Origin of the sequence: Nocardia alni, assembly GCF_019038435.1 — a bacterium.
Classification (GTDB): Bacteria; Actinomycetota; Actinomycetes; order Mycobacteriales; family Mycobacteriaceae; genus Nocardia; species Nocardia alni.
In genome coordinates this window covers 1-20595 of sequence record NZ_JAGPOX010000074.1, presented here as the reverse complement: position 1 = coordinate 20595, position 20595 = coordinate 1, and the positions used below count along the sequence as shown (strand labels likewise).

The window sequence follows — 20595 nt, the reverse complement described above, 5'->3', positions numbered from 1 at the left end:
GCCCGCCCCGCCACACGCCGCCCACAACTCCGCACCATGAGCGCCCGCCTCCGCCGAATGCCGTGCATGGCTCGTTCCGCTGCGCTCCGCTCACGACGCGCTCACTCGTCGGTCACCTGTCGTCCGGTGTCCTGGACCGGGCAGCTGCCCGCGACCGTGCAGTGGCGGCAGCCGTCGTTGCGCATGGCCAGATAACTGGGGCCGCGGGTGGATTCGGCGGCGTCGTGGATGGTGTCGCGCCATTGGGCGATCGACTCGTCGTCCAGCGCACCCTGCATTCGCTGCGCGGCGCCCTCCTTGGCGCTGGGTTTGGCGACGTACACCAGGCGAGCGCCGCCGGGCTGCGGATCGGCGGACGGATCGGCGGCGACGTCGTCCAGCGCACCGGCGGCCGCGGCAACCTGGTAGGTCGCCAGCTGGGCGTGTTCGGCGGCGGACTGTTTGGAGATCGGCGTCTTACCGGTTTTCACGTCGACGATGACGAAGCGCCCCAACGCGTCTCGCTCGACCCGGTCCACCCGGCCGCGGATGCGCACCGGATATTCGTCGGGGGTGCGGGCGGGCAGCACGCAGTCGACGGGCACCTCCACGCCCAGCTGAGTGAGTTCGTCGCGGGTGTTGCGCAGCCAGGCCACGAAGGTGTCCAGCATGGTTTCGGTGCGGCGCAGGTCTTGGCGCGAATGCCAGCTCGTCGGACCGGACTCGCTCGAACCGGGATCCACCGCCTTCCATGCCCGCACGAGGGCGGCCTTGACCTGATCCTCGGTCACCTGCCCGGACAGCGCCTGCACCAGGGTGTGCACCAGATTTCCCTTGACCGCGTAGGGATTTTCGCCGTCGCTGCCGCCGTGACGCTCCAGCGCCCAGCGCAGCGGGCACGTCTTCAGCAGCTCCACCGTGGACGGTGAGAGTGCGACCGGGCCCTGATCTTCGCCCCACAGTGGTAGTTGCGAGCTGAGTTCGGCGGTGCCGTACCAGTCGTCGGGGTGCGCACCGCGTACGCCCGCACTCGCCAAGCGGGCCAGCTGGTGCGCCGCGTGTTGCCGCCGCGGCGGCGCTTCCTCGGGATCGCATGCCACGCCGCGCAATTCGGCGATCAATGCCTGCATGACCAGCGCCCGTCCCGGATCCACCGGCGTCGGGATGCGGCCCGGCTCGCCCGATTCGGTAGCGACGTCGAGTTCGGCCAGAAAGCGCGAAGGCACCAGATCACGGTCCCCGGCAACGGATTCCACGGCCGTCACCAGCAGCGAGCGTCGCGCCCGGCCGCAGGCGATCAGCAGCAGCCGCCGCTCCTCGGCCAGGATCGGCGCGGACCGGCTCATCCGCTCACCGAAATCGCCGATGCCCCTGGCGACATCCACCAGATCCTCGACGCCGAGCAGCGTGCCGCGCGGCCGCAGGTTCGGCCAGATCCCCTCCTGCACACCGGCGACGACAACCACATCCCATTCCCGCCCGACCGCGGCGTGGGCCGACAGGATCGCCACCGCACCGCCGGGGTCGGTGACCGGAGCCGAATCCTGCGGAATCTCCTGCTGTTCCAGATACTCGACGAAACCCTCGACCCTCGCGCGCGGCAGCCGGTCCACATACGCGGCCGCGGCGTCGAACAGGCCGACCGCCGCGTCCAGATCGCGATCGGCCTGCATCGCCGAGGCGCCGCCGCGCTCGGACTGCCCGACCCAGCGCCGTTCCAGACCTGACGCCGTCCACAGCGCCCACAGCACATCCTCGAGCCCCGCCCCGCGCTCCATCGCCTTACGCGCCCGCCGCACCGCCGAGAGCACCCGCCGCAGCGGCGCGGACTCCACATCGGTGAGCCGCTCGAGCATCGAGGCGTCCCCGACATCGGTGATCAGATCCCGCAACACCTGCGCCGAGGAACGATCCAGATCGGCGAAACGCACGGAATCGTCCGCCTCGGAACCGAATTCCCCACCCAAAGCATCGTCCGCGGGCCGGCGTCGTCCCGTCGGCCGATCACCAGCGATCGCCCGCGCCGAATCCGCCACGGCAGCCCGGTTCGACGCCTCGGCCTCGCCAGAAATATCGACTCCGATGCCATCGACGCCGGACGGCTCCTCGCCTCCGTCCGCAGCCGAACCATCAGCGGCACCGGCGGATTGGTTCGTCAGCGGCGGGCCGCCCTCGACGAGCCCTTCGTCGGCGCGATCCGCGGCATCCGCCCAGGGGTCGGAGGGGTCTTCGCGCCGACCGCGCTCCAGGACCGTTCTGCGGATGCCGCGGCGTAGGCGGCGCAGGCTTATCTGGTCGGCGCCGCCGAGTGGGCCGGTGAGCAGGTCCAGCGCGTCGTCCTCGGTGAACAGGTCGGGGCGGGCGCGGGATCCGGCCAGAAGGGCGCGCAGTGCTTGAAGCATCCAGGCCGCGCCGTGACGGCGGGCCAGCGGCACGTCCGGTTTCGGTTGCAGTACGGGCACTCCCACCGCCAGCAGGGCGCGGCGCAGCGGGGCCAGCGACAGCGGCACCGAACGCACGATCACCGCCATCCGGGACCACGGCACACCGTCTGTGAGGTGAGCGCGGCGCAGATGGTCGGCGATCAGCGCCGCCTCCTTCGCCGGGGTGGTCAGCACCCGCACCGCGAAATCGGCGGAATCATCCTGTCCGTCATCATGATTGGTGTCGCCGGGCCCGATTCGGTGCGGCCCGTGACCGGGCATGCGGGTAACGATCCGGGCGACGGCATCGTGCACGATCGGCGCGGATCGATGGTTGTCGAGCAACAGGATTCGACGCCCGTCCGAAGCGGGCAGATCGACCAGGAAGCGCGGATCCGCGCCGCGGAAGGTGTACACCGCCTGATCCGGATCACCGGCCACCACGGTCGTGGCCGCGCCGCCGCCGACGACCTGGATCAGTTGTGCCGCGAGCGGATCCAGGTGCTGGGCATCATCCACGAGCAGACAGTGGATGCGCTCGCGCTCGGCATCGAGCAGGCTCGGATCCAGCGCGAATGCGTCCAGCGCGGCGCCCACCAGTTCCGCGGCGTCCAGGGCGGGCGCACTGGCCTCGGGCGCCTCGATGCCGACCGACCAGCGCAGCAGCATGGCCTGCTCGTACCGCTCGGCGAAACGGCCCGCCGCGATCCATTCGGCGCGCTCGTGCAGTGCGCCCAACGCGATGAGGTCCTCGGGGCCCAGACCGCGTTCGGTGGCGCGCAACATCAGATCGCGCAGCTGTTCGGCGAATCCGAGGGTGCCCAGCGCGGGCTGCAACCGTTGCGGCCACAGCTCCATCGCGCCGCCGTGCGGGCCGCCCGGCCCGGACTGGATGTCGTCCAGCTCGCCGCGCAGCATTTCGCGCAGCACCACGTCCTGTTCGGCGCCGGTGAGCAGCCGCGGAGGCGGATTGCCGTTCACCTCGGCGTGGCGGCGCAGGATCGCGAAGGCATAGGAGTGCGCGGTCCGCACCAGCGGCTCGCGTGTGGCGCCCGGAACACCGCCGACCAGCGAGTTCTCCGGTTCCGCGGTCGCGGCGCGGACCTGCCGGGCGATGGCGTTGCGCACCCGCACCGCGGCCGGTTTCGCATGCGTCAGCACCAGGATCGACTCCGGGTCGGCGCCCGCGACGATCCGGTCGGCGGCGAGATCGATCAGCAACGAGGTCTTGCCCGCGCCGGGCCCGCCGAGCACCTGCCACGGCCGCCAACCCGCTTCCACGGCCGAACCACCGGCGAACAGCGTCCGGACACCGGCTCCCCACTCCCGCTGGCGGGGGGCCGTCTCGCCCCGGCGCACGAGTCGCACCGGGCTATCCGATCGCATCACGGCCGCTATTTCAACAGACGCCGCCGACAGAAATTGATTTCGCCGCAGCAAACTGTGACGCGCAGGGCCGACGTATCCGTCCTGTGATCGGCATCCCACTCCCTCGAATCGAACAACGACGCGAATTATCTCACGTACGCACCCGCAGCCGTCCGAGGCGCACACGATGCGCGTCAACTGCGTCGACCGCACCGGGCCGGGCACTGGTGTCCGGTATTCCGATTTCGCACCGCCGAGTCGTCATACACCGCCGGGCGCGAGCATCGGTGTGTCGAACCGTGATTCATCCAGGACACGTGGCAATTATCCGGCGTCTCGGGTCCATGCAGCTCAGAGTGGTTGACGGCACTACCGGAGCAGGTTGCCGGAGCCGGCCGCAGCACGACCCGCAGGAGTGTCCCGGGCGCCGATCGATGACCGGCGGCCGGGCGGCGCCCCTCGGCGTGGACCGGCACAATGAACCGGTGTCCGAACTCCAGGTGTACGAATACGGCCCCGCCGACGGTCCCCGCGTCCTGGCCCTGCACGGGCTGACCGGGCACGGCAAGCGGTGGGAGACGCTGGCCACCGAGCATCTGCCCGACGTGCGGTTCATCGCGCCGGACCTGCGCGGGCACGGGCGATCCACATCACTGCCGCCATGGACATTCGAGGCGGTGGTGGAGGATCTGGTGCGGCTGCTGGACGACGCACCGGCCGTGGTGGTCGGGCATTCGTTCGGGGGTGCGATCGCCGTCCACATGGCCCGGCATCGCCCGGACCTGGTGCGGGCGCTGGTGCTGCTGGACCCGGCGATCGCGCAGGAGCCCGGGTGGATCGGCGAGATCACCGATCAGGTGCTGGCCGATCCGGACTATCCGGATGCCGAGGCCGCGCGCCGCGACAAGGTCGAATCCGATTGGGGCGAGGTCGAGTCCAGGCTGATCGATGCCGAACTGGCCGAACACCTGGTCACCACCGCGCGGGGCCGCCGGACCTGGCGCATGAGTCTGCCCGCGATCATCTCCTATTTCGGTCAGCTGGCCCGCGAACTCGTCCTGCCCCCGGCCTCGACGCCGACCGTATTGGTGCACGCGCTCGACTCGCCCTGGGTCACTCCACAACTCCGACCGGCACTCGCCGCGCATCTGGGCGACAGACTCACGGTGCACGAATTCAACTGCGGCCATATGGTGCCCCTGGCGCTCCCGGCCGAGACCGCCGCCATCGTGCGCTCGGTGCTGTAATGCCCACCACCGAGGCGCAAGTCGAGCGGGTGCGCGAACTCGTCGCCGCGATCCCACCGGGCCGGGTGTCCACCTACGGCGATATCGCCGCGGTGGCCGGGCTGTCCACCCCGCGCACGGTCGGCTGGATCATGCGCACCGACTCCGGTGATCTGCCCTGGCACCGCGTGCTGCGCGCCGACGGGACGCCGGCCCCGCATCTGGCGCACCGGCAGTTGGCCCGCCTCGCCGAGGAGGGCTGCCCGGTTCGCGGAGATCGCGTGGATCTGGCCGCCGCTCGATACCGATTCGATACCTAGTCCTGCTGCGGCGCCGCCCAACTCGGTCCGCGGGCGGGCGCGCGGCGGTTACGGTGGAGTCATGTCCACCCGTCTGGCGTGTGTGGTCTTCGATGCGGATCAACCGCGTGCCGTGGCCCGTTTCTGGGCCGAACTGCTGGGCTGGCGGATGAGCGAGGATCCGGACGGCGGGGTCGACGTGTCGGCGCCGGATCCGGACGCACCCGATGTCGCGCTGACCTTCCTGCCCACACGCAAGCCCAAGTCCGGGAAGAATCGCATCCATCTCGATCTGGCCAGCCGGTCGCTGGATCATCAAGGCGTGCAGGTGGATCGGGCGCTGTCCCTGGGCGCCCGCCGCCTGGACGTCGGGCAGGGCGCGGTGCCCTGGGCGGTGTTCGCGGACCCGGAGGGCAACGAATTCTGTGTGCTGGAACCGCGTGAGGAATACGTCGACACCGGGGCGGTCGCCGCGATCGTCGTCGACACCGCCGATCCGCCACGGCTGGCCCATTTCTGGTCGGCGGCCGCGGGCTGGCCGGTCACCCACTCCGCGGGCCGTTTCGCCGGTATCCGTTCGGAGACCGAGCAGGGCCCGTGGCTGGAATTCCTTCGGGCGCCGCAGGATCCGAGCCAGCCCGGTCGACTACACCTGGACCTGATCCCGTATGCGGCCGACGATCCGGCCGAAGAGATCGAACGACTACGCGAAGCCGGCGCGATGACGCCGCAGCCCAACTATTTCCGCACACCGCCGGTGGTCCTGGCCGATCCGGAGACCTACGAATTCTGCCTGCTGCGCCCGCACACCGAATGAGCCCGCACCGCAGCATCACCCAGCCGCTGAGAGAACCGCCCACACGCGTGGTTCGAACCCGGCGATTCGCACCCGTCCAATCGCGGCACCGATAGCCGTATCGTATTGCCGACCGGGACGGCCGTACCGACCGGCGGGCGAGACAAACTACGATCGGCGATATGGGCTATTACTCGGACGAATGGTCGTGACCGAGCGCGGCGAGGCAACCGCGGGCACAGCACCCCTGGTCACGGCTGCGCGGGGCGCTGGCGAGGCGCGAGCGTGACCACAGTCGACGCGATCGTGCTCGCCGGTGGACGGGCCACCCGGATGGGTGGCGTGGACAAGCCGGCGCTCGTGGTCGGCGGGCGGTCCATGCTGGAGACGGCCCTGTCGGCGGTCGCTTCCTGTGCGCACACGGTCGTGGTCGGTCCGTATCGCCCCGAGCTGGGGCCCGGGATCCTCCAGGCCCGGGAGGTCCCGGCCGGGTCCGGGCCGGTCGCCGCGATCGCGGTCGGGCTGACCGCCCTGGCCGACACCGCCGACCTGGTCGTCGTGCTGGCGGCCGATATGCCGTTCCTCACCGCGGGCGCGGTCGAGCAGTTGATCTCCCAGGTCGGCGCCACCGGAGCCGATGCGACGTTCGCGGCCGACGACTCCGGCCGACCCCAATACCTGGTCGGAGTGTGGCGGCGCGCGGCCCTGCTGGCCGGGCTCGAGCGGCTCGGCACACCGGTGAACCAGCCGATGAAGGCCCTGATCCCGGCGCACACCGCGACACTCGCGCTGGACACCGTGGCCGACTGCGACACACCGGACGATATCGCCCGTGCCCGCGCGCAGGCCCCGCCACTGTCACTGGACGAGGCTCGGAATGTGCTGCGGCACAAACTATCCAAGTTAGACGCTCGGCGCGTTACGCTGCGCACGGCGAGCGGGGCGACGCTCGCCGAACCGCTGCTCGCGGTCGAGGCGCTGCCCCGGTTCGACGTGTCGGCCATGGACGGTTACGCCGTCGCGGGCGCGGGACCGTGGCAACTGCGCCGCGATATCGGCTTCGCGGGCGGTGCGCGCCCCGCCGGGCTGCAAGCCGGGGAGGCGGTGCGGATCGCCACTGGCGCTCATGTTCCCGAGGGCACCGGCACCGTGGTCCGCGACGAATTCGTCCATGTCGACCCGGATGGTCTGCTGCACCGGCTGCCCGGCACGCCGATCCGCGACGACGTGCGCCGTCGCGGCGAGGACTGGAACCCGGGCGACATCGTCGCCGCCGAGGGCACGCCGGTTTCGCCCGCGCTGCTGTCCGTCGCGGCGTCCGCGGAGGTCACCACCGCGCTGGTGCGCGGGCCGGTCCGCGCCCGAATCATCATGACCGGCGACGAGATTCGCGGCGACGGTCCGCTGCACACCGGACAGACCCGCGACTCGATCGGGCCGGTACTGCCGGACCTGTTGTCCTGGTGTGGAATTGCACCCCTGGGCCGAGTTCATCTGCGCGACAGCCCGAACGGCTTCGACGAGGTCTTGGCCGGCACCGACGACTGCGAGCTGCTGGTGATCGTCGGCGCGACCGGCGGCGGTGCGGCGGACCAGCTTCGCGCGTCCCTGGACCGGGCCCGCGCGCACATTCCCGTCCATCGACTGCGCCTGCGCCCCGGCGGCTCCACGGTGGTTGCCGAAATCGGCAGTGGGACAACGGTTCTAGGGCTACCTGGCAACCCGTTCGCGGCGGTGGCGACGCTGCTGGCGCTGGCGCCGTCGATCGTCGAGGGCCGCACCACACGCCCGCCGCGCCGCGCGCTCACCGGCCCGCTGCACAACGCCGCCGAAATATCCGGCTCCGCACCGCGAATCGTGCCCGCCCGTGCCGCGGCCGAGGGCGGCTGGCTCGGCGATCCGAACATCCGCACCGCCCATCTGGCGGGCCTGCTCGACCGCGACGGACTGGCCGTCGTCCCGGCACACGCCGCCGACGGCGACCTGGTCGAATTCCTGCCGCTGCCGAGCTGAGCCGAGGGTTGCGCACACCACCCCGACTGAGCATTCTGGAACAGGTTCTAACTACCAGGAGGCTCATATGACAACACCCAGCGAACTGGTCACCGAGTTCTGCAGCGAATGGCGCACCGGCACACCCGAATCCATCGTCGAGTACTTCACCGACGACGCGGTCTACCACAACATTCCGATGCAGCCGCTGGTCGGCAAGCCCGCCATTCTGGAATTTCTGCGCGGATTCCTCGCCAACTTCGGCAATATCGACTTCGACATCCACCATCAGGCCGAAATCGGTGACACGGTGATGAACGAGCGCGTCGACCGTTTCACCATCAACGATAACAAGATCGAACTGCCGGTCATGGGCTCCTTCGAGGTGCGCGACGGCAAGATCGCCGCCTGGCGCGACTACTTCGACATGGCCCCGCTGACCGCGCTGGGCGGGCAATAGCATGGCCGAACACACTCACCGGTACTGAGAAGTATGCCGCGCAGGGAGGGTGTCCGAGCACCTACGCTTCGATCGTCATCGATACATTTCGCGACGTCTTCGAAAAGAGTGAAGTGAATATCCAAAGCATTCTGTCTACGGCGCTGAGCGCCGGCAGCAGTGTTCTGAGCTTCGGCAGCAGTCTCTTGAGCCTCAGCAGCCTTTCCGGGTAGTACCGACATATTCCGGACACCAACCGGAGATCCGGCGGTACGCGACTACCGCAGCGCGGCGACCGTCTGCTCGACGCGACGGCGCCGGGTCTCCGGGCGCTTGGCCTCGGTAATCGCCGTCACCTGCTCACGACGACGGCTGTAGGACAGGGCGTCGAACGCCTCGCGCACCCCGGCCTCGGCAAGTGCCGCGGCCAGATCGCCGGGCACCTCCACGGTCCGCTCGGCGGTATCCCGTTCCACGGTCACCTCGACGGTGTCCCCCGGCCCCTTGCCGAGTTCGGCGCGAATCGCTTTCAGCATCCCGATGCACGGTCCCGCCCCCATCGAGGCGATCGACCCGTGATACTCGACGCCGTCGAAGGTGACCCGCACCGGTATGCGCCCGCCACCCCCCAGGGCCTCGACGACGTCGGCGGGCACCGGCACCACCGCGCCACCACCGCGAGCACTTTCGATCCTCGCCTCGAATCGCCGCATAACCGCAGCGTAGAGGAGTGGCCCGCGCTCAGATCACCGTGGTGCCGCCGTCGACGACCACCTCCATGCCATTGACGTAGCTCGAGTCGTCCGAGGCGAGGAACAACGCGACCGACGCGATCTCCTCGGGGCGGCCCATCTCCCGGCGCGGGATCACGGACTCGAACTGCGCCTTGGCCTGCTCGTCCATCACCTCCTCCATCATCGGCGTGGCGACCTGGCCGGGAGTCAGCACGTTCACCCGGATCTTCCTGTCCCTCAGCTCGGACACCCACACCCGCGCGTAGGCGGGCAGCACGGCCTTGCTCGCCGCGTACACACTCCAATCGGGGTAGCCCCGCAGCGACGCGTTCGACCCGGTCATGAGGATCGAGCCGCCATCGTTGAACAGCGGCAGCGCCTTCTGGACCGTGAACAGCGTGCCGCGCGCGTTCACCGAGAAGGCGGCGTCGAACTGCGCCTCGGTGATCTCGCCGAGCCTGCCCTGCTCGCCCATCCCGGCACTTGCCCACAACACGTCGAGCGTGCCCTTTTCCCGCTCGACCGTCTCGAACAAACGGTCCAGATCATCGAGGTCGGCCGAATCGGCCTGCACGCCGGTCACATTCCGGCCGATCAGGCTGACGGCTTCGTCCAGCGCGTCCTTTCGCCGGCCCGAGATGAAGACGTGAGCCCCTTCGTCGACGAACAACTTCGCACCGGCCAGCGCCATCCCACTGGTCGCGCCCGTGATCACCGCAACCTTGCCATCGAGCTTTCCCATGATTACTCCATTCACATGCCGATTTTATGTACACCGATCTGAGTACTTAAAGTATCGAACGACCGCCCGGGACGCAAGCTATGCACACCGATCTGTACCCAAGTGGGCTACGCTGGGTGTGTGACAGAGTTGGAGAAAGGGCCGCGAGGCCTGCGCCGCGGCAGGGGCGCACGAGAGCGCATCGTCAGCGCTTCACAACAGCTGTTCCGCGATCAGGGCATCAACTGCACCGGCACGGACCAGCTCTGCGCGGTGGCCGAGGTGTCCAAGCGCACGCTTTACCAGCACTTCGGCGGCAAGGACGAGCTGATCGCCGAATGTCTACGCCGATTCGATCCCGACGTCCTGCCCGAGGTGTTCGACCGCACCGACCTCACACCTCGCGAACGGCTCCTTGCCGCGTTCGAGGTGCACGCGCCCCTGTGCCCGTTCATCGCGGCGGCCGTCGAAATCCCCGACCCGGACCACCCGGCACGCGTATACGCCCGCGACTACAAGAAAGCCTTCGCCGCCCGGCTCGTCGATACCGCCCGCGAGGCCGGCGCCACCAACCCCGAACAGCTCGGCGAGCAACTGGCACTGCTGCTGGACGGCGCCTCGGCCCGCAGCCGAGTCCTCAACACCGAGACCCTCGCCACCGCCGCCGCCATCGCAGCCGTCCTCGTCGACAACGCCATCGCCACGACGGCGGTATGACGAATACGCTACGGCGCGGCGAGACCGCGGGAATGGATGGTGGCCGTCGACCGGTTGCGCATGAGGGATGCATCCGGCAGAGGAGTTCGCGCATGAAGGTTCGTTTCGGGGTGGCGGTCGGCGCGGGCGCCGAACCCGAGCAGTTCGCCGGGATCGTCGACGAGCTCGAGGCGGCCGGAGTGGACTCGCTGTGGCTGCCCGAGCTGGTGTATTCGAAGGCTGTGGACCCGGTTGTCGGGATGTCGTTCGCGCTGTCGCGCACGAGCCGGCTGAAGGTGGGGACGTCGGTGACGATTCTGCCGGGGCGGCATCCGGTTCTGGTGGCCAAACAGTTGGCCACGCTGGCGGCCCTGGCGCCCAAGCGGGTGCTTCCGGTGTTCGGGCTGCGACCGGCGCAGGCCGCCGAGCACGACCTGTTTCCCGTGCCGGAAGGGCAGCGCGCCAAGGTATTCGACGAATCGCTGCGCCTGCTGCGCAGTGCGCTGGACGATGACGAGGTGAACTTCGCGGGCGAGTTCTTCACCGTCGCGGGAACCGGCATCGGGGTTCGGCCGAGCCGGCCTCTGGACATCTGGCTCGGTGGGTCGGCCCCGGCGGCGTTGCGCCGGATCGGTCGCCTGGCCGACGGGTGGCTGGGCAGTTTTCTGACGCCCGCCGAGGCCGGACGGGCCCGCGAGACCATCCAGACCGCGGCCGACGAGGCGGGCCGTGAGATCGAAGCCGACCACTTCGGGATCAGCGTGTTCCTGGCCGAGGACGGCATCCCCGAGCAGCGGACGGCCGCGATTCGAGCCAGGCGTCCCGATGTCGATCCGAGCGAACTCGTCGCCACCAGCTGGCCGGAGCTGCATCGATTGCTCGACGGGTACATCGAGGCAGGACTGACCAAATTCGTCGTCAGCACCTCCAGCACCCGTCCGTACGACGAGTTCATCGATCGCTTTGTCGCCGAACTGATCCCGCGCCAGAACTGACCCGAGTTCGTTCTCACTTCATTTCTATCTCCCGCCGCACAACCTTGCCGGTGGCGTTGCGCGGCAACGGTTCCACGGTGATCACCCAGTGCGAGGGCACCTTGAAGTAGGCGAGCCGCTCGGCGACGAACCCCCGTAGCTCGGCCTCGTCGACCACCCCGGTGCCGGTGACGACGACGACTGCCGCGACCTCCTGCCCGAGGTCCTCGTGCGGGATGCCGAGCACCGCGGACTCCACCACCGCGGGGTGCTCGTCCAGGGCGTTCTCGATCTCTATGGGGTACACGTTCTCCCCGCCGTGCAGAATGAGATCGGTACGGCGGCCGGACAATCGCAGGCGACCGTCCTCGAGGATCCCGAAATCTCCGGTGCGCAACCAGCGTTCGCCGTCGATCGCGGCGGCGGTGGCGGCATCGTCGTTCCAGTAGCCGAGCATCACGTAAGGGCTGCGCACACAGATCTCGCCCTCGTCGCCGTCGGGTACGGCCCGGCCCTGTTCGTCACGGATCTCCACCGCGACGCCGAGGATGGGCCGCCCCACCGTCTCCGGATGCGCGCGCAGTTCCGGCGGTGTGGCGACCGTCGCGGCCGTGCCGCTTTCGGTCTGTCCGTAACTGGTGGTCAGCGCCACCTGCGCGACCGGCAACTGCTCGCGCAGCCGCCGATGGAACGCCGGCGAGGAAGGAGCGGCGTTGAGCGAGAACGCGGCCAGGGACGACAGATCGTAACCGCTCAGATCGTGATCGAGCATGCGCGCGGCCATCGTCGGCACCGCACCCCAATTGCTGACCCGTTCGCTCTCGACCAGCCGCAGCACCCGGTCGACCTCGAACGAGCCCTCGTGAATCACCACGGCCGCGCCGGTCGCCAGGCGCGGGATCACCAGATTGTGCAGGCTGGCGATGTGGAACAGGGGCGAGGTCAACAGGAATCGCTTATCGCTCGGCTCCGCGAACTCCTGCCCCCGGAACGCCGCCGACAGGGCGTCGGTGAAGCGGTGATAGTCGGTGACCGCCACCAGATTTCGATGCGAGTGCACCACACCCTTGGGTCGCCCGCTGGTGCCGCTGGTGTACAGGATCACCGCCGGATCGTCCTCGGCGACCACCGCTCGCGGCGCGGCACCGGGGTGGGCGGCGATCAGCTCGGGCACATTCCGTTCCATGGTGAGCACCGGCACATCGGTCCGCTGTAGCAGCGCAGCTCTTTTCGCATCCGCTATCACCACCGTCGGCGTGGTGTGCCCGAGTGCGTAGTCGATCTCGCGCGGAGCCCACCACGCGTTGTAGCCGACCGCGATCGCGCCGAGGCACTGCGCGGCCCAGAAGGTCACGACCCATTCGGGCGCGTTGGCGGCCAGAATCGCGACCCTGTCGCCTTTACCCACGCCGTATCGCTGCGCCAACCCGGCAGCCAGCGCCCCTGCCGCGGCCCGGTGCTCGGCGAACGACATCCGCCGCTCCGCGGTCACCAGATAGTCGCGCTCACCCCAAGCCTCCGAGGCGTCGAGCAGCCCGATCAGCGATCGGTGCCGGTTTCGTACCACCGGAATCGGAGCACCGAGCACTTGCTCGACAATCATCTCGAATGGCCCGCCCGGCCCGGTGAGGGCGGCGGTGATCCGCGCGGCAGCGGCCTGCGGGTCCACGGTCTGCGAGCCGGTGGTCTCAGCCATCGACATCCTCTCTCTCGAGTCGAGCGCAGCACCACTGCGGATCACGCCGCGCACGCTGCCACCCAGACCCCTACCAGTACATTTCCGCACTTGTCGAGCACATGCCTCACAGAGTGGAACCGGCGTCGAAGGTGACCTTCAGATACGCATCCGAGCGGTCCGAGCCGATCAGCCCGTCAGCCATGCGATTCATGACATAGACGAAGGTGATCCGGCGATCCAGGTCGTTGACGACCATGGCCCCGCCGTATCCGGCCCACCAGCACACCCGCCCCGGCGGCACGTGTGGCACGGTCCGCGGATGCGGCAGGCCGTAAACCGATGCCGAACCGCAGCGGGATCAGCAGCGCCAGGTCGACGCCGTCGGACTGCTGGTCGAAGATGAGCCCGATGGCCTCCGGCGAGAGGAACCTTCGTCCGCTCAGCCTTGACCACCAAACGCGCTGTCGCGGAAAGTCCGGCCAGTCCGCGGGCGCCGGGTAGTCCTCGAATTGCAAACGGTACGTGGAGGTATCGATGTGCAGGCTCTGATAGCACGCCGACATGCCGTTCGGATTCTTGAAATACCAGTTGCCGCCGACCTCGCCGGAGGCCTCGTAACAGTCGAAGGGAATGCCGTGTTCGGCCAGCCGCTTCGCCGTGGTGATCCCCGACGGACCGGCGCCGATGACGCACACCCGGGGCAGTTCGCGTGACGCGAGCCACACTAACACTCACTAGACATAGCGTCTAGTGAGTTACAGATCGTCTACTATGACTGACATGCCGGAGGAACCCCGTCGCGGCTCGCTTCGCGAGGAACAGAAACGCCTGACCCATGAGCGCATCCTCCAGGCCGCTCGGGAGCTGTTCGTCACCCGGGGCTATTCGAGCGTGCGCGTGGACGACATCGCGGCCGCGGTCGGATGCAGCCGCGCCACCTTCTACCTGCACTTCACCGGGAAGACCGAGGTGCTGCGCGCGATCGGCGCCGAGGGCACGCTCGCCGGCGTCCGCCAGTTCTACGAGGATCTGGACCGAGTGCTGCTCACCGGATCACGCGGCGAATTCGGCGCCTGGATGACCCGCGCGATCGGATGGTTCGTGCAGAACAAGGATCTGCTGCCCGCCTGGGACGAGGCGACCGCCCTGGAACCCGAATTCCGCGAAGTGGCCCGCGAGGGCATCATGACCCTCGCCGACGGCATGCCCGCCTACCTGTCCCGCTGGCCGCGCGAGCGCCGCGACGAGGCCCGGCTGCGCATCGAACTGCTGGTCGCCCAGCTTGAACGCTTCTTCACCCGGTGGGCCATGCAGGGCGCCATCGATGTCACCGCCGCCCAGGCCGCGGAGGTGCTGACCGACATCTGGTTCCCGGCCCTGCAGGCGCCGCGGGACTGAGCCGGCTACTTCGGCGGGAGGGTGCGCGCGTACGCGACACCACGCTCGATCCACTCCTGTAGCGCCGCGTCGTCCTCGACAACTCCAAGGGTGACCTGCAGCCAGTTGTTCATCTGACGACCGCCCATGACCATGGGCGATACCGACTCGCCGTCGATGAGCGATTCGGCCTCCTCGGGATCCACCCGCACCATCAGCCCGCCCCGCCCGCTGGCCGCCAGCGCCATATTGCCGCCGACCATGAAGCCCAGCCCGCCGAACATCTTCTTCTCGGCCATCTCCGGCAACGTGGGACCGAGCAGGTCCCGGATCCGCTCGGCCAGTTCCTCGTCGTACGCCATGATCACACCCCGAGCGCCGGGGCGAAGACCCGCCAGGAGTTGTGCAGGTCGTCCTGCCAGTACGGCCACGAGTGGGTGCCGGGGTGGAAGACCACGGTGGCCGGAATCCCCAGCGCCGCAAGCCGGTCGGTGAACGTACGGGTGCAGTTGTTCACCACGCTCTCCATCACGCCGCCCACCGTGACGCGGTTGACCAGTCCGCCGGGACCGCCGATCGAGGGATCGGCCAGGGTGTCGTGCGCGCCCGCGGCGCCGGTACCGGCCGAGATGTACATCGCCACCCCGCGCAACCGGCCCGCGTTGACCACCGGATCGTGTGCGGTCCAGTCGATGTTTCCCGGTGCGCCCCACATATTGGCGGCGTTCGCGCCGAACGTCGCGAGTTGCGAGTACACCAGCGCCCGCGCCGTCGCATCACTGGTGGCGGGGCAGCCGCTGTACACCCCGGCGGCCTGATACATCCCCGGCGCCTGGATCGCCAGATCCAGCGCCGAGGTGCCCGACATCGACACTCCCGCGACGGCATTGCGGCCGGTCATGTGAAAACGCGCGTTCAACAGCGGCGGCAGTTCATGAGTCAGGAAGGTGGCCCACTCGTTGCGGCCCAGCACCGGGTCATCGGCGAGCCAATCGGTGTAGTAGCTGGCCCGCCCGCCGATCGGCACGATCACATTGACCGGCTTGTCGGCGAAGAACTTCGCCGCGTCGGTGCGGACGTTCCACGGACCGCCGTCCTCACCGCCGTCGACGGCGTTGAGCAGATACAGCGCGGGAGCGGGCGCATCCGGATGCGAAACCCACAGCGCGATCGGCCTGTTCATCGCGGCGGAGTAGACGACGACCTGATACTGACGCCCACCGAGCGGCCGCACATCCAGGATCGCCGGACCTCGGCCGGTGTCGGCGGACGCGACCGCGGGAAACAGTGAGGCGACCACAGCTAACAGGACGAACAGGCAACGTAGCGGCCGGTGCATATGTCGAGTATGCCTCGAGCAGAAGAACCCCCGCCCGCATCAGCGCGCGTGTTCGTCCTGCCCGTGCGCACGCAGCGCGGTGATGTCGGCCGCGCCGTCTCCCCCGAGCAGCAATTTTTGCGCGATCAGCCATCTGAGGCGCCGGGGCAGACCGGCTCGTCACGCCCGAGTCAGGCGCACACCCTCGACATTATTCCGCGCAGAGCCGATCCAGCGCGGCCTGACTGTCCGCGTCGGCCGCCCGGTAGATCACCAGTCGCTGATCCGGATCCTCCACCGGTATCAGCACTTCGAACTCCACCGCGACCCGCCCGACCTCCGGATGCCGCATCACCTTGGTCCCACGGCCGTTGACCTTGACATCGCGCCGCGCCCACAGCCGGGCGAATTCCGAATCACCAGTGGTGAATTCGTGAATGAGATCGGCCAGGGCCTGATCGTCCGGGTGCGCCGCCCACGCCGCACGCAGATCGGCGATGCCCTCGCGCACCACGCGTTCGCGCTCGACGTAGAAATCCCCGCACAGCTGCGGATGATTGAGGCACAGCCACATCGAATTGCGCTGCGACAAGGGCAGGGTGTCGAAATCCACCAGCAGAAGGGTCATTTCGCGGTTCCAGGCCAGCACGTCGAAGCGATGGTTGACCAGCATCGCCGGACGCGGCGACAGGTCGGCCATGAGACGCACCAGCGCCGGGTCCGGGATCATCGCCGGTTTATCGGCGTTGGGCATGCGGTGCTGGGCCAGGTCGAACAGATACACCCGCTCGTCTGGGGCCAGGCGCAACGCCCGGGCCAGCGCCTCGAGCACCTCGGCCGAGGGTCGCAGCCCGCGGCCCTGCTCCAGCCGGACCACATAGTCGGTGCTGACCCCGGCCAGGTCGGCGACCTCCTCGCGGCGCAGGCCGGGGGTACGCCGGGACTGACGCCGCTGCGGCAGGCCGAAATCGCGCGGGTCCAGGCGCTCGCGCCGGGTCCGCAGAAAAGCGGCCAACTCCTGGGTGGTATCCACGGTGCGGGTCATCACGATCGATCCTACGGCGAGGGTGGGACCGGCGTTCCCAGGCACATTCTTCCTGGGCAGATCTCTCCCTTACCCCGGTCCGCGCGGCGAAACAGACTGGATTCCGACATAGAAAATACGAATACAGGAGGACACGATGTCCCTCACCCTGGACACCTACCGGTTGCTGGGACGCTCCGGACTGCGGGTCTCGCCGCTGGCACTGGGCACGATGACCTTCGGCGACGATTGGGGCTGGGGCGCCGGCACCGATGACGCGCGCAAGCTGTTCGATCTGTACGTCGAACGCGGCGGCAACTTCATCGACACCGCGAACGTCTACACCAACGGCAGCTCCGAGCGCCTGCTCGGCGAGTTCACGCGCGATAATCGCGAGGCGCTGGTCCTGGCGACCAAGTACACGATGCTGCGGCGGCCGGGCGACCCCAATTCCGGTGGTAACAGCCGCAAGAGCATGGTCGCCTCGGTGGAAGACAGCCTGCGGAAGCTGAATACGGACTACATCGACCTGCTCTACCTGCACGCCTGGGACTTCACGACGCCGGTCGAGGAGATCCTGCGCGGGATGGACGATCTGGTCCGCCAGGGCAAGCTGCTGTACGTGGCGATCTCCGACGCCCCGGCCTGGCAGGTCTCCCGCATGCAGGCCATCGCCGACCTGCGCGGCTGGTCACCGCTGGTGGCGCTGCAGATCGAGTACAGCCTCGCCGAACGCACCGTGGAGCATGATCTGATCCCCATGGCGCAGGAGATGGGTCTGGGTGTGATCCCCTGGTCCCCACTGGCCAGCGGGGTGCTGACCGGGAAGTACACCGCCGCGGACCTGCGAGCGCAGGTCACGGACATCACGGCGCAGGGGACGACCTCCCCCGAAGGCACGCGCAAGGACGTCGCCCTGGCCCAGGGCTCGCTCACCGAGCGCAGCCTGCGGATCGCCGAGGAGGTCACGAAGGTCGCGGCGGAGCTGGGCAAGTCCCCGGCCCAGGTGGCCCTGGCCTGGACACTGCGCAACCCGGCGGTCACCGCGCCCATCATCGGCGCGCGCACCCCCGCCCAGCTCGAGGACAACCTGGGCGCGCTGGACGTCGAATTCGACGCCACCCACCTGGCCCGCCTCGACGAGATCAGTGCCGTCACACCGATTTTCCCGCACAACATGCTCGGCCGGGACATGACCCGCACCGTGATCAGCGGCGACCTGAAGATCCAGACCCACGCCTGACCCAGCCCGTCATCCCCGGCACCCAGCCGATCATCCGGGCACCCAAGCCCCGTCAGCCGAGCAACCCAGCCCCATCAACCGGGCTCATACGCCCCATCAACCAGGCACCGAGCCGCATCAGCAGGACACCCGAACCCCGTCATCCTGGCGTGCTTTGGCCGGGATCCACCGTAACCCTATGCGTACCAGGTGGATTCCCGCCAAAGACCTTTGTCCCCGCTGGCGCGGGAGCTTGTTGAAAGCTGAAATCGGTGTGGCGCTCGCCGATGCGGCTCCGCCGGGTGCTGACGCGTGCCCGATCGCGTTGATTTTCGGGTCAGCACGCGGGAATGACGGGGCACAGCAAGGTTCGCAGTCACCACACCCTGGCGATCGAAACCGGTTGCGCCGACGAGCCGTAACCTGCCCCTCCCGGGGGCATCGGGTTAGGACGCGGAGCATTGCCCACTGGACGCAACGGCTCATCGACAGCGCGCAGGGTGCGCTCGACCGGACGCGGACTACTGTCCACCCGCTGCGGAGTGTTGTCCACACAGTCGGTCGGATCCATCGCCAGCCGATAACCCCGCTTCACCACCGTCTGAATGACTTTCGGCGCACCCAGCCCGGCCCGCAACCGCGCGATCCCGGTCTCCACAGCATGGGTGTCGTCACCGCCGCCGGGCAGCACCGCCAGCAGATCGGCCCGCGACACCACGCGGCCCGGCTGGCGGGTCAACGCCCGCATCAACGCCATCGGCGCGGGCGCGAGCAGACGCGGCGTCCCGTCCACGACCACGCATCCCCCACGCACGCTCAGATCATGTCCGGCCGCGCGCATCCGGTTGGCGCGCCGGGGAAGTTCCTCGGCGACGTGCCGGGCCAGCGCCCCCAACCGGGCCCGCTCCGGCATCGTCGTGCGCACGCCCAGCTCCTCGAGCGGGGCGGCGGTGATCGGCCCGACGCAGGCGGGCAGCACCCGTGTACGAAGAGCGTGCAGCACCGCCTCGAGCAGCCCGGTTTCCTTGGCGCGCATCAACATCGAGGCCACCGCGGGTGCGCTGGTGAAGGTGACGCAGTCCAATCCGCCGGTGATGATCGCCTCGAGCATCCGGTCCATCGGGGCCCGATCCTCCGGCGGGATCCAGCGATACACCGGCACGGGCACCACATCGGCTCCCGCGCAACGCAATACCTCACAGAAGTCGGGCACCGGCTCCCATTCGGTGGTGGCGCCGTGCAACTGCACCGCCACCCGGACGCCCTCCACCCCCTCGGCGAGCAGGTGGTCCAACACCTCGGCCGAGGATTCCGAGCCGGGCGACCATTCCTCCCGCAGATCGGCGGCGCGGATGGCGCCCTTGGCCTTCGGACCGCGGGCAAGCAAACGCGTGGAGCCCAGTGTCGCGCGCAGATCTTCGGCCAGGCCCCACCCCTCCGCGGCCTCCATCCAGCCACGGAAGCCGATTCCGGTGGTGGCGACGGTGATCTGCGGCGGCTCCGAGACCAACTGCCGCGTCACCCGCTCCAATTCGGTGTCGTCGGCCAGCGGGATGATGCGAATGGCCGGCGCGGCGATGACGGTCGCGCCCCGGCGGATCAGTATCGTGGCGAGTTCCTCGGCCCGCCGGGCGGCGGTGATGCCGACGGTGAAGCCGTCCAGCGGAGTGTTGTCGGGTGTGGCGCTGATCGGGCGATCGGTCATGGACACTCCACCGGTTCACTGGACACCGACACGATGCCGGAGTCCACGCGCACGGCGTAGACCGGCAGCACCGCCGCGTCGTCGTCCAGGCACCGGCCGTCCACCAGGGAGAACGCCTGCTTCAACAGCGGCGAGGCCACCACCGGCTCCCCGGCGCGATCCCCGACGATACCGCGCGACATGACCGCCGCCCGCCCGAACGGGTCCACGTTGCCGAGGGCGTAGAGGGTGCCCTCGGGCAGCAGGAACAGCGCAGCCTGCCGGCCGCCCTGCAGTAGCACGGCGACCCCCCGACCAGGGATCAGCTGCTCGAACCGGCAGGCACGAGTCCAGGAAACCGTGCGAGCGGGGGTTAGTACGGGTGTATCGATCACGGTCATCGGTCTGTCTCCTCCGAACGCCTTACCTATTGGTACAGACGCAGTGTTTCGGCGTGATTACGCGCCTATTTCCCATGGATGGCGGTATTACGGGGCATCTCGGGCAGGCCGAGCAGCACCGGTACCTTGCGTTCTCCGGTGTCGTCGAAGGCGATGGTGGGGTCGGCTTGGTCGGGGGCGTTGACGAATGAGACGAATCGGGAGAGTTTCTGTGGGTCTTCCAGGACTGCGGCCCATTCGTCTT

At 68.9% G+C, this 20595-nt stretch carries 18 protein-coding genes and 2 pseudogenes; 9 read left to right on the top strand and 11 right to left on the bottom strand.

What is annotated here, in order from left to right:
- Positions 1 to 101: 101 nt before the first annotated feature.
- Complete coding sequence (locus tag JZ791_RS25635) at positions 102 to 3788, bottom strand: ATP-dependent helicase (protein WP_216897782.1); 3687 nt, start codon at positions 3786 to 3788, stop codon at positions 102 to 104.
- A gap of 467 nt (positions 3789 to 4255) precedes the next feature.
- On the opposite strand from JZ791_RS25635, the gene JZ791_RS25630 reads away from it, so the two are divergent.
- The 5 genes from JZ791_RS25630 to JZ791_RS25610 all read left to right on the top strand — a co-directional run bounded on the left by JZ791_RS25630 (position 4256) and on the right by JZ791_RS25610 (position 8543).
- Complete coding sequence (locus JZ791_RS25630; RefSeq protein ID WP_308163091.1) at positions 4256 to 5017, top strand: alpha/beta fold hydrolase; 762 nt, start codon at positions 4256 to 4258, stop codon at positions 5015 to 5017.
- Positions 5017 to 5316 (top strand): MGMT family protein, encoded by a 300-nt coding sequence (locus JZ791_RS25625; protein WP_216897780.1) that lies wholly within the window; start codon positions 5017 to 5019, stop codon positions 5314 to 5316. Before JZ791_RS25630 ends, JZ791_RS25625 begins: the two co-directional genes overlap by 1 nt.
- A 61-nt stretch (positions 5317 to 5377) precedes the next feature.
- Positions 5378 to 6112, top strand: coding sequence for a VOC family protein (locus JZ791_RS25620; RefSeq protein ID WP_216897779.1), 735 nt, complete (start codon positions 5378 to 5380; stop codon positions 6110 to 6112).
- 264 nt (positions 6113 to 6376) lie between these two features.
- Complete coding sequence (locus JZ791_RS25615) at positions 6377 to 8104, top strand: NTP transferase domain-containing protein (protein ID WP_216897778.1); 1728 nt, start codon at positions 6377 to 6379, stop codon at positions 8102 to 8104.
- Between the two features lie 67 nt (positions 8105 to 8171).
- Positions 8172 to 8543, top strand: a complete 372-nt coding sequence (locus JZ791_RS25610; protein ID WP_216897777.1) for a nuclear transport factor 2 family protein — start codon at positions 8172 to 8174, stop codon at positions 8541 to 8543.
- Positions 8544 to 8800: 257 nt separating this feature from the next.
- On the opposite strand, the gene JZ791_RS25605 is transcribed toward JZ791_RS25610, so the two are convergent.
- On the bottom strand, positions 8801 to 9235 hold the full coding sequence (locus JZ791_RS25605) for a YdeI/OmpD-associated family protein (protein WP_216897776.1): 435 nt from the start codon (positions 9233 to 9235) through the stop codon (positions 8801 to 8803).
- A gap of 28 nt (positions 9236 to 9263) precedes the next feature.
- Positions 9264 to 9998, bottom strand: a complete 735-nt coding sequence (locus tag JZ791_RS25600; RefSeq protein WP_216897775.1) for an SDR family NAD(P)-dependent oxidoreductase — start codon at positions 9996 to 9998, stop codon at positions 9264 to 9266.
- Positions 9999 to 10118: 120 nt separating this feature from the next.
- On the opposite strand from JZ791_RS25600, the gene JZ791_RS25595 reads away from it, so the two are divergent.
- Together JZ791_RS25595 and JZ791_RS25590 are read left to right on the top strand one after the other, a co-directional pair.
- Positions 10119 to 10694, top strand: a complete 576-nt coding sequence (locus JZ791_RS25595) for a TetR/AcrR family transcriptional regulator (RefSeq protein WP_216897774.1) — start codon at positions 10119 to 10121, stop codon at positions 10692 to 10694.
- 92 nt (positions 10695 to 10786) lie between these two features.
- Positions 10787 to 11668 carry a TIGR03854 family LLM class F420-dependent oxidoreductase gene (locus tag JZ791_RS25590; protein WP_216897773.1) on the top strand — a complete coding sequence of 294 codons (882 nt, stop codon included), beginning with the start codon at positions 10787 to 10789 and terminating at the stop codon, positions 11666 to 11668.
- Between the two features lie 13 nt (positions 11669 to 11681).
- Here the strand turns inward: JZ791_RS25590 and casG are convergent, their stop codons facing one another.
- The 3 genes and pseudogenes from casG to JZ791_RS25575 all read right to left on the bottom strand — a co-directional run.
- Positions 11682 to 13343 carry a steroid-24-oyl-CoA synthetase gene (casG, locus tag JZ791_RS25585; protein WP_216897772.1) on the bottom strand — a complete coding sequence of 554 codons (1662 nt, stop codon included), beginning with the start codon at positions 13341 to 13343 and terminating at the stop codon, positions 11682 to 11684.
- A gap of 106 nt (positions 13344 to 13449) precedes the next feature.
- Positions 13450 to 13768, bottom strand: a pseudogene (locus JZ791_RS25580) (serine hydrolase); the annotation flags it as partial.
- A 24-nt stretch (positions 13769 to 13792) separates the two neighbouring features.
- A pseudogene (locus JZ791_RS25575) lies at positions 13793 to 14050 on the bottom strand (NAD(P)-binding protein); the annotation flags it as partial.
- Positions 14051 to 14105: 55 nt separating this feature from the next.
- Between JZ791_RS25575 and JZ791_RS25570 the strand changes: the two are divergent.
- Positions 14106 to 14723, top strand: coding sequence for a TetR/AcrR family transcriptional regulator (locus JZ791_RS25570; RefSeq protein ID WP_216897771.1), 618 nt, complete (start codon positions 14106 to 14108; stop codon positions 14721 to 14723).
- A gap of 5 nt (positions 14724 to 14728) precedes the next feature.
- On the opposite strand, the gene JZ791_RS25565 is transcribed toward JZ791_RS25570, so the two are convergent.
- The 3 genes from JZ791_RS25565 to JZ791_RS25555 form a co-directional block, all read right to left on the bottom strand.
- Positions 14729 to 15064: a TfoX/Sxy family protein gene (locus JZ791_RS25565; protein WP_216897770.1), complete on the bottom strand. Its 336-nt coding sequence runs from the start codon at positions 15062 to 15064 to the stop codon at positions 14729 to 14731.
- A gap of 2 nt (positions 15065 to 15066) precedes the next feature.
- A complete protein-coding gene (locus JZ791_RS25560) occupies positions 15067 to 16041 on the bottom strand; it encodes an alpha/beta hydrolase (protein WP_216897769.1) in 975 nt (324 codons plus the stop codon).
- A gap of 190 nt (positions 16042 to 16231) precedes the next feature.
- Positions 16232 to 17065 carry a helix-turn-helix domain-containing protein gene (locus JZ791_RS25555; protein WP_254206290.1) on the bottom strand — a complete coding sequence of 278 codons (834 nt, stop codon included), beginning with the start codon at positions 17063 to 17065 and terminating at the stop codon, positions 16232 to 16234.
- 136 nt (positions 17066 to 17201) lie between these two features.
- Here JZ791_RS25555 and JZ791_RS25550 point away from each other — a divergent pair, with 136 nt between their 5' ends.
- Complete coding sequence (locus JZ791_RS25550) at positions 17202 to 18287, top strand: aldo/keto reductase (protein WP_216897767.1); 1086 nt, start codon at positions 17202 to 17204, stop codon at positions 18285 to 18287.
- Between the two features lie 355 nt (positions 18288 to 18642).
- Here the strand turns inward: JZ791_RS25550 and JZ791_RS25545 are convergent, their stop codons facing one another.
- Both JZ791_RS25545 and nirD read right to left on the bottom strand, forming a co-directional pair.
- Complete coding sequence (locus JZ791_RS25545) at positions 18643 to 19971, bottom strand: uroporphyrinogen-III synthase (protein ID WP_216897766.1); 1329 nt, start codon at positions 19969 to 19971, stop codon at positions 18643 to 18645.
- Entirely contained in the window at positions 19968 to 20351 is a 384-nt protein-coding gene (nirD, locus tag JZ791_RS25540) for a nitrite reductase small subunit NirD (RefSeq protein WP_216897765.1), read from the bottom strand. Before nirD ends, JZ791_RS25545 begins: the two co-directional genes overlap by 4 nt.
- Positions 20352 to 20595: the final 244 nt, after the last annotated feature.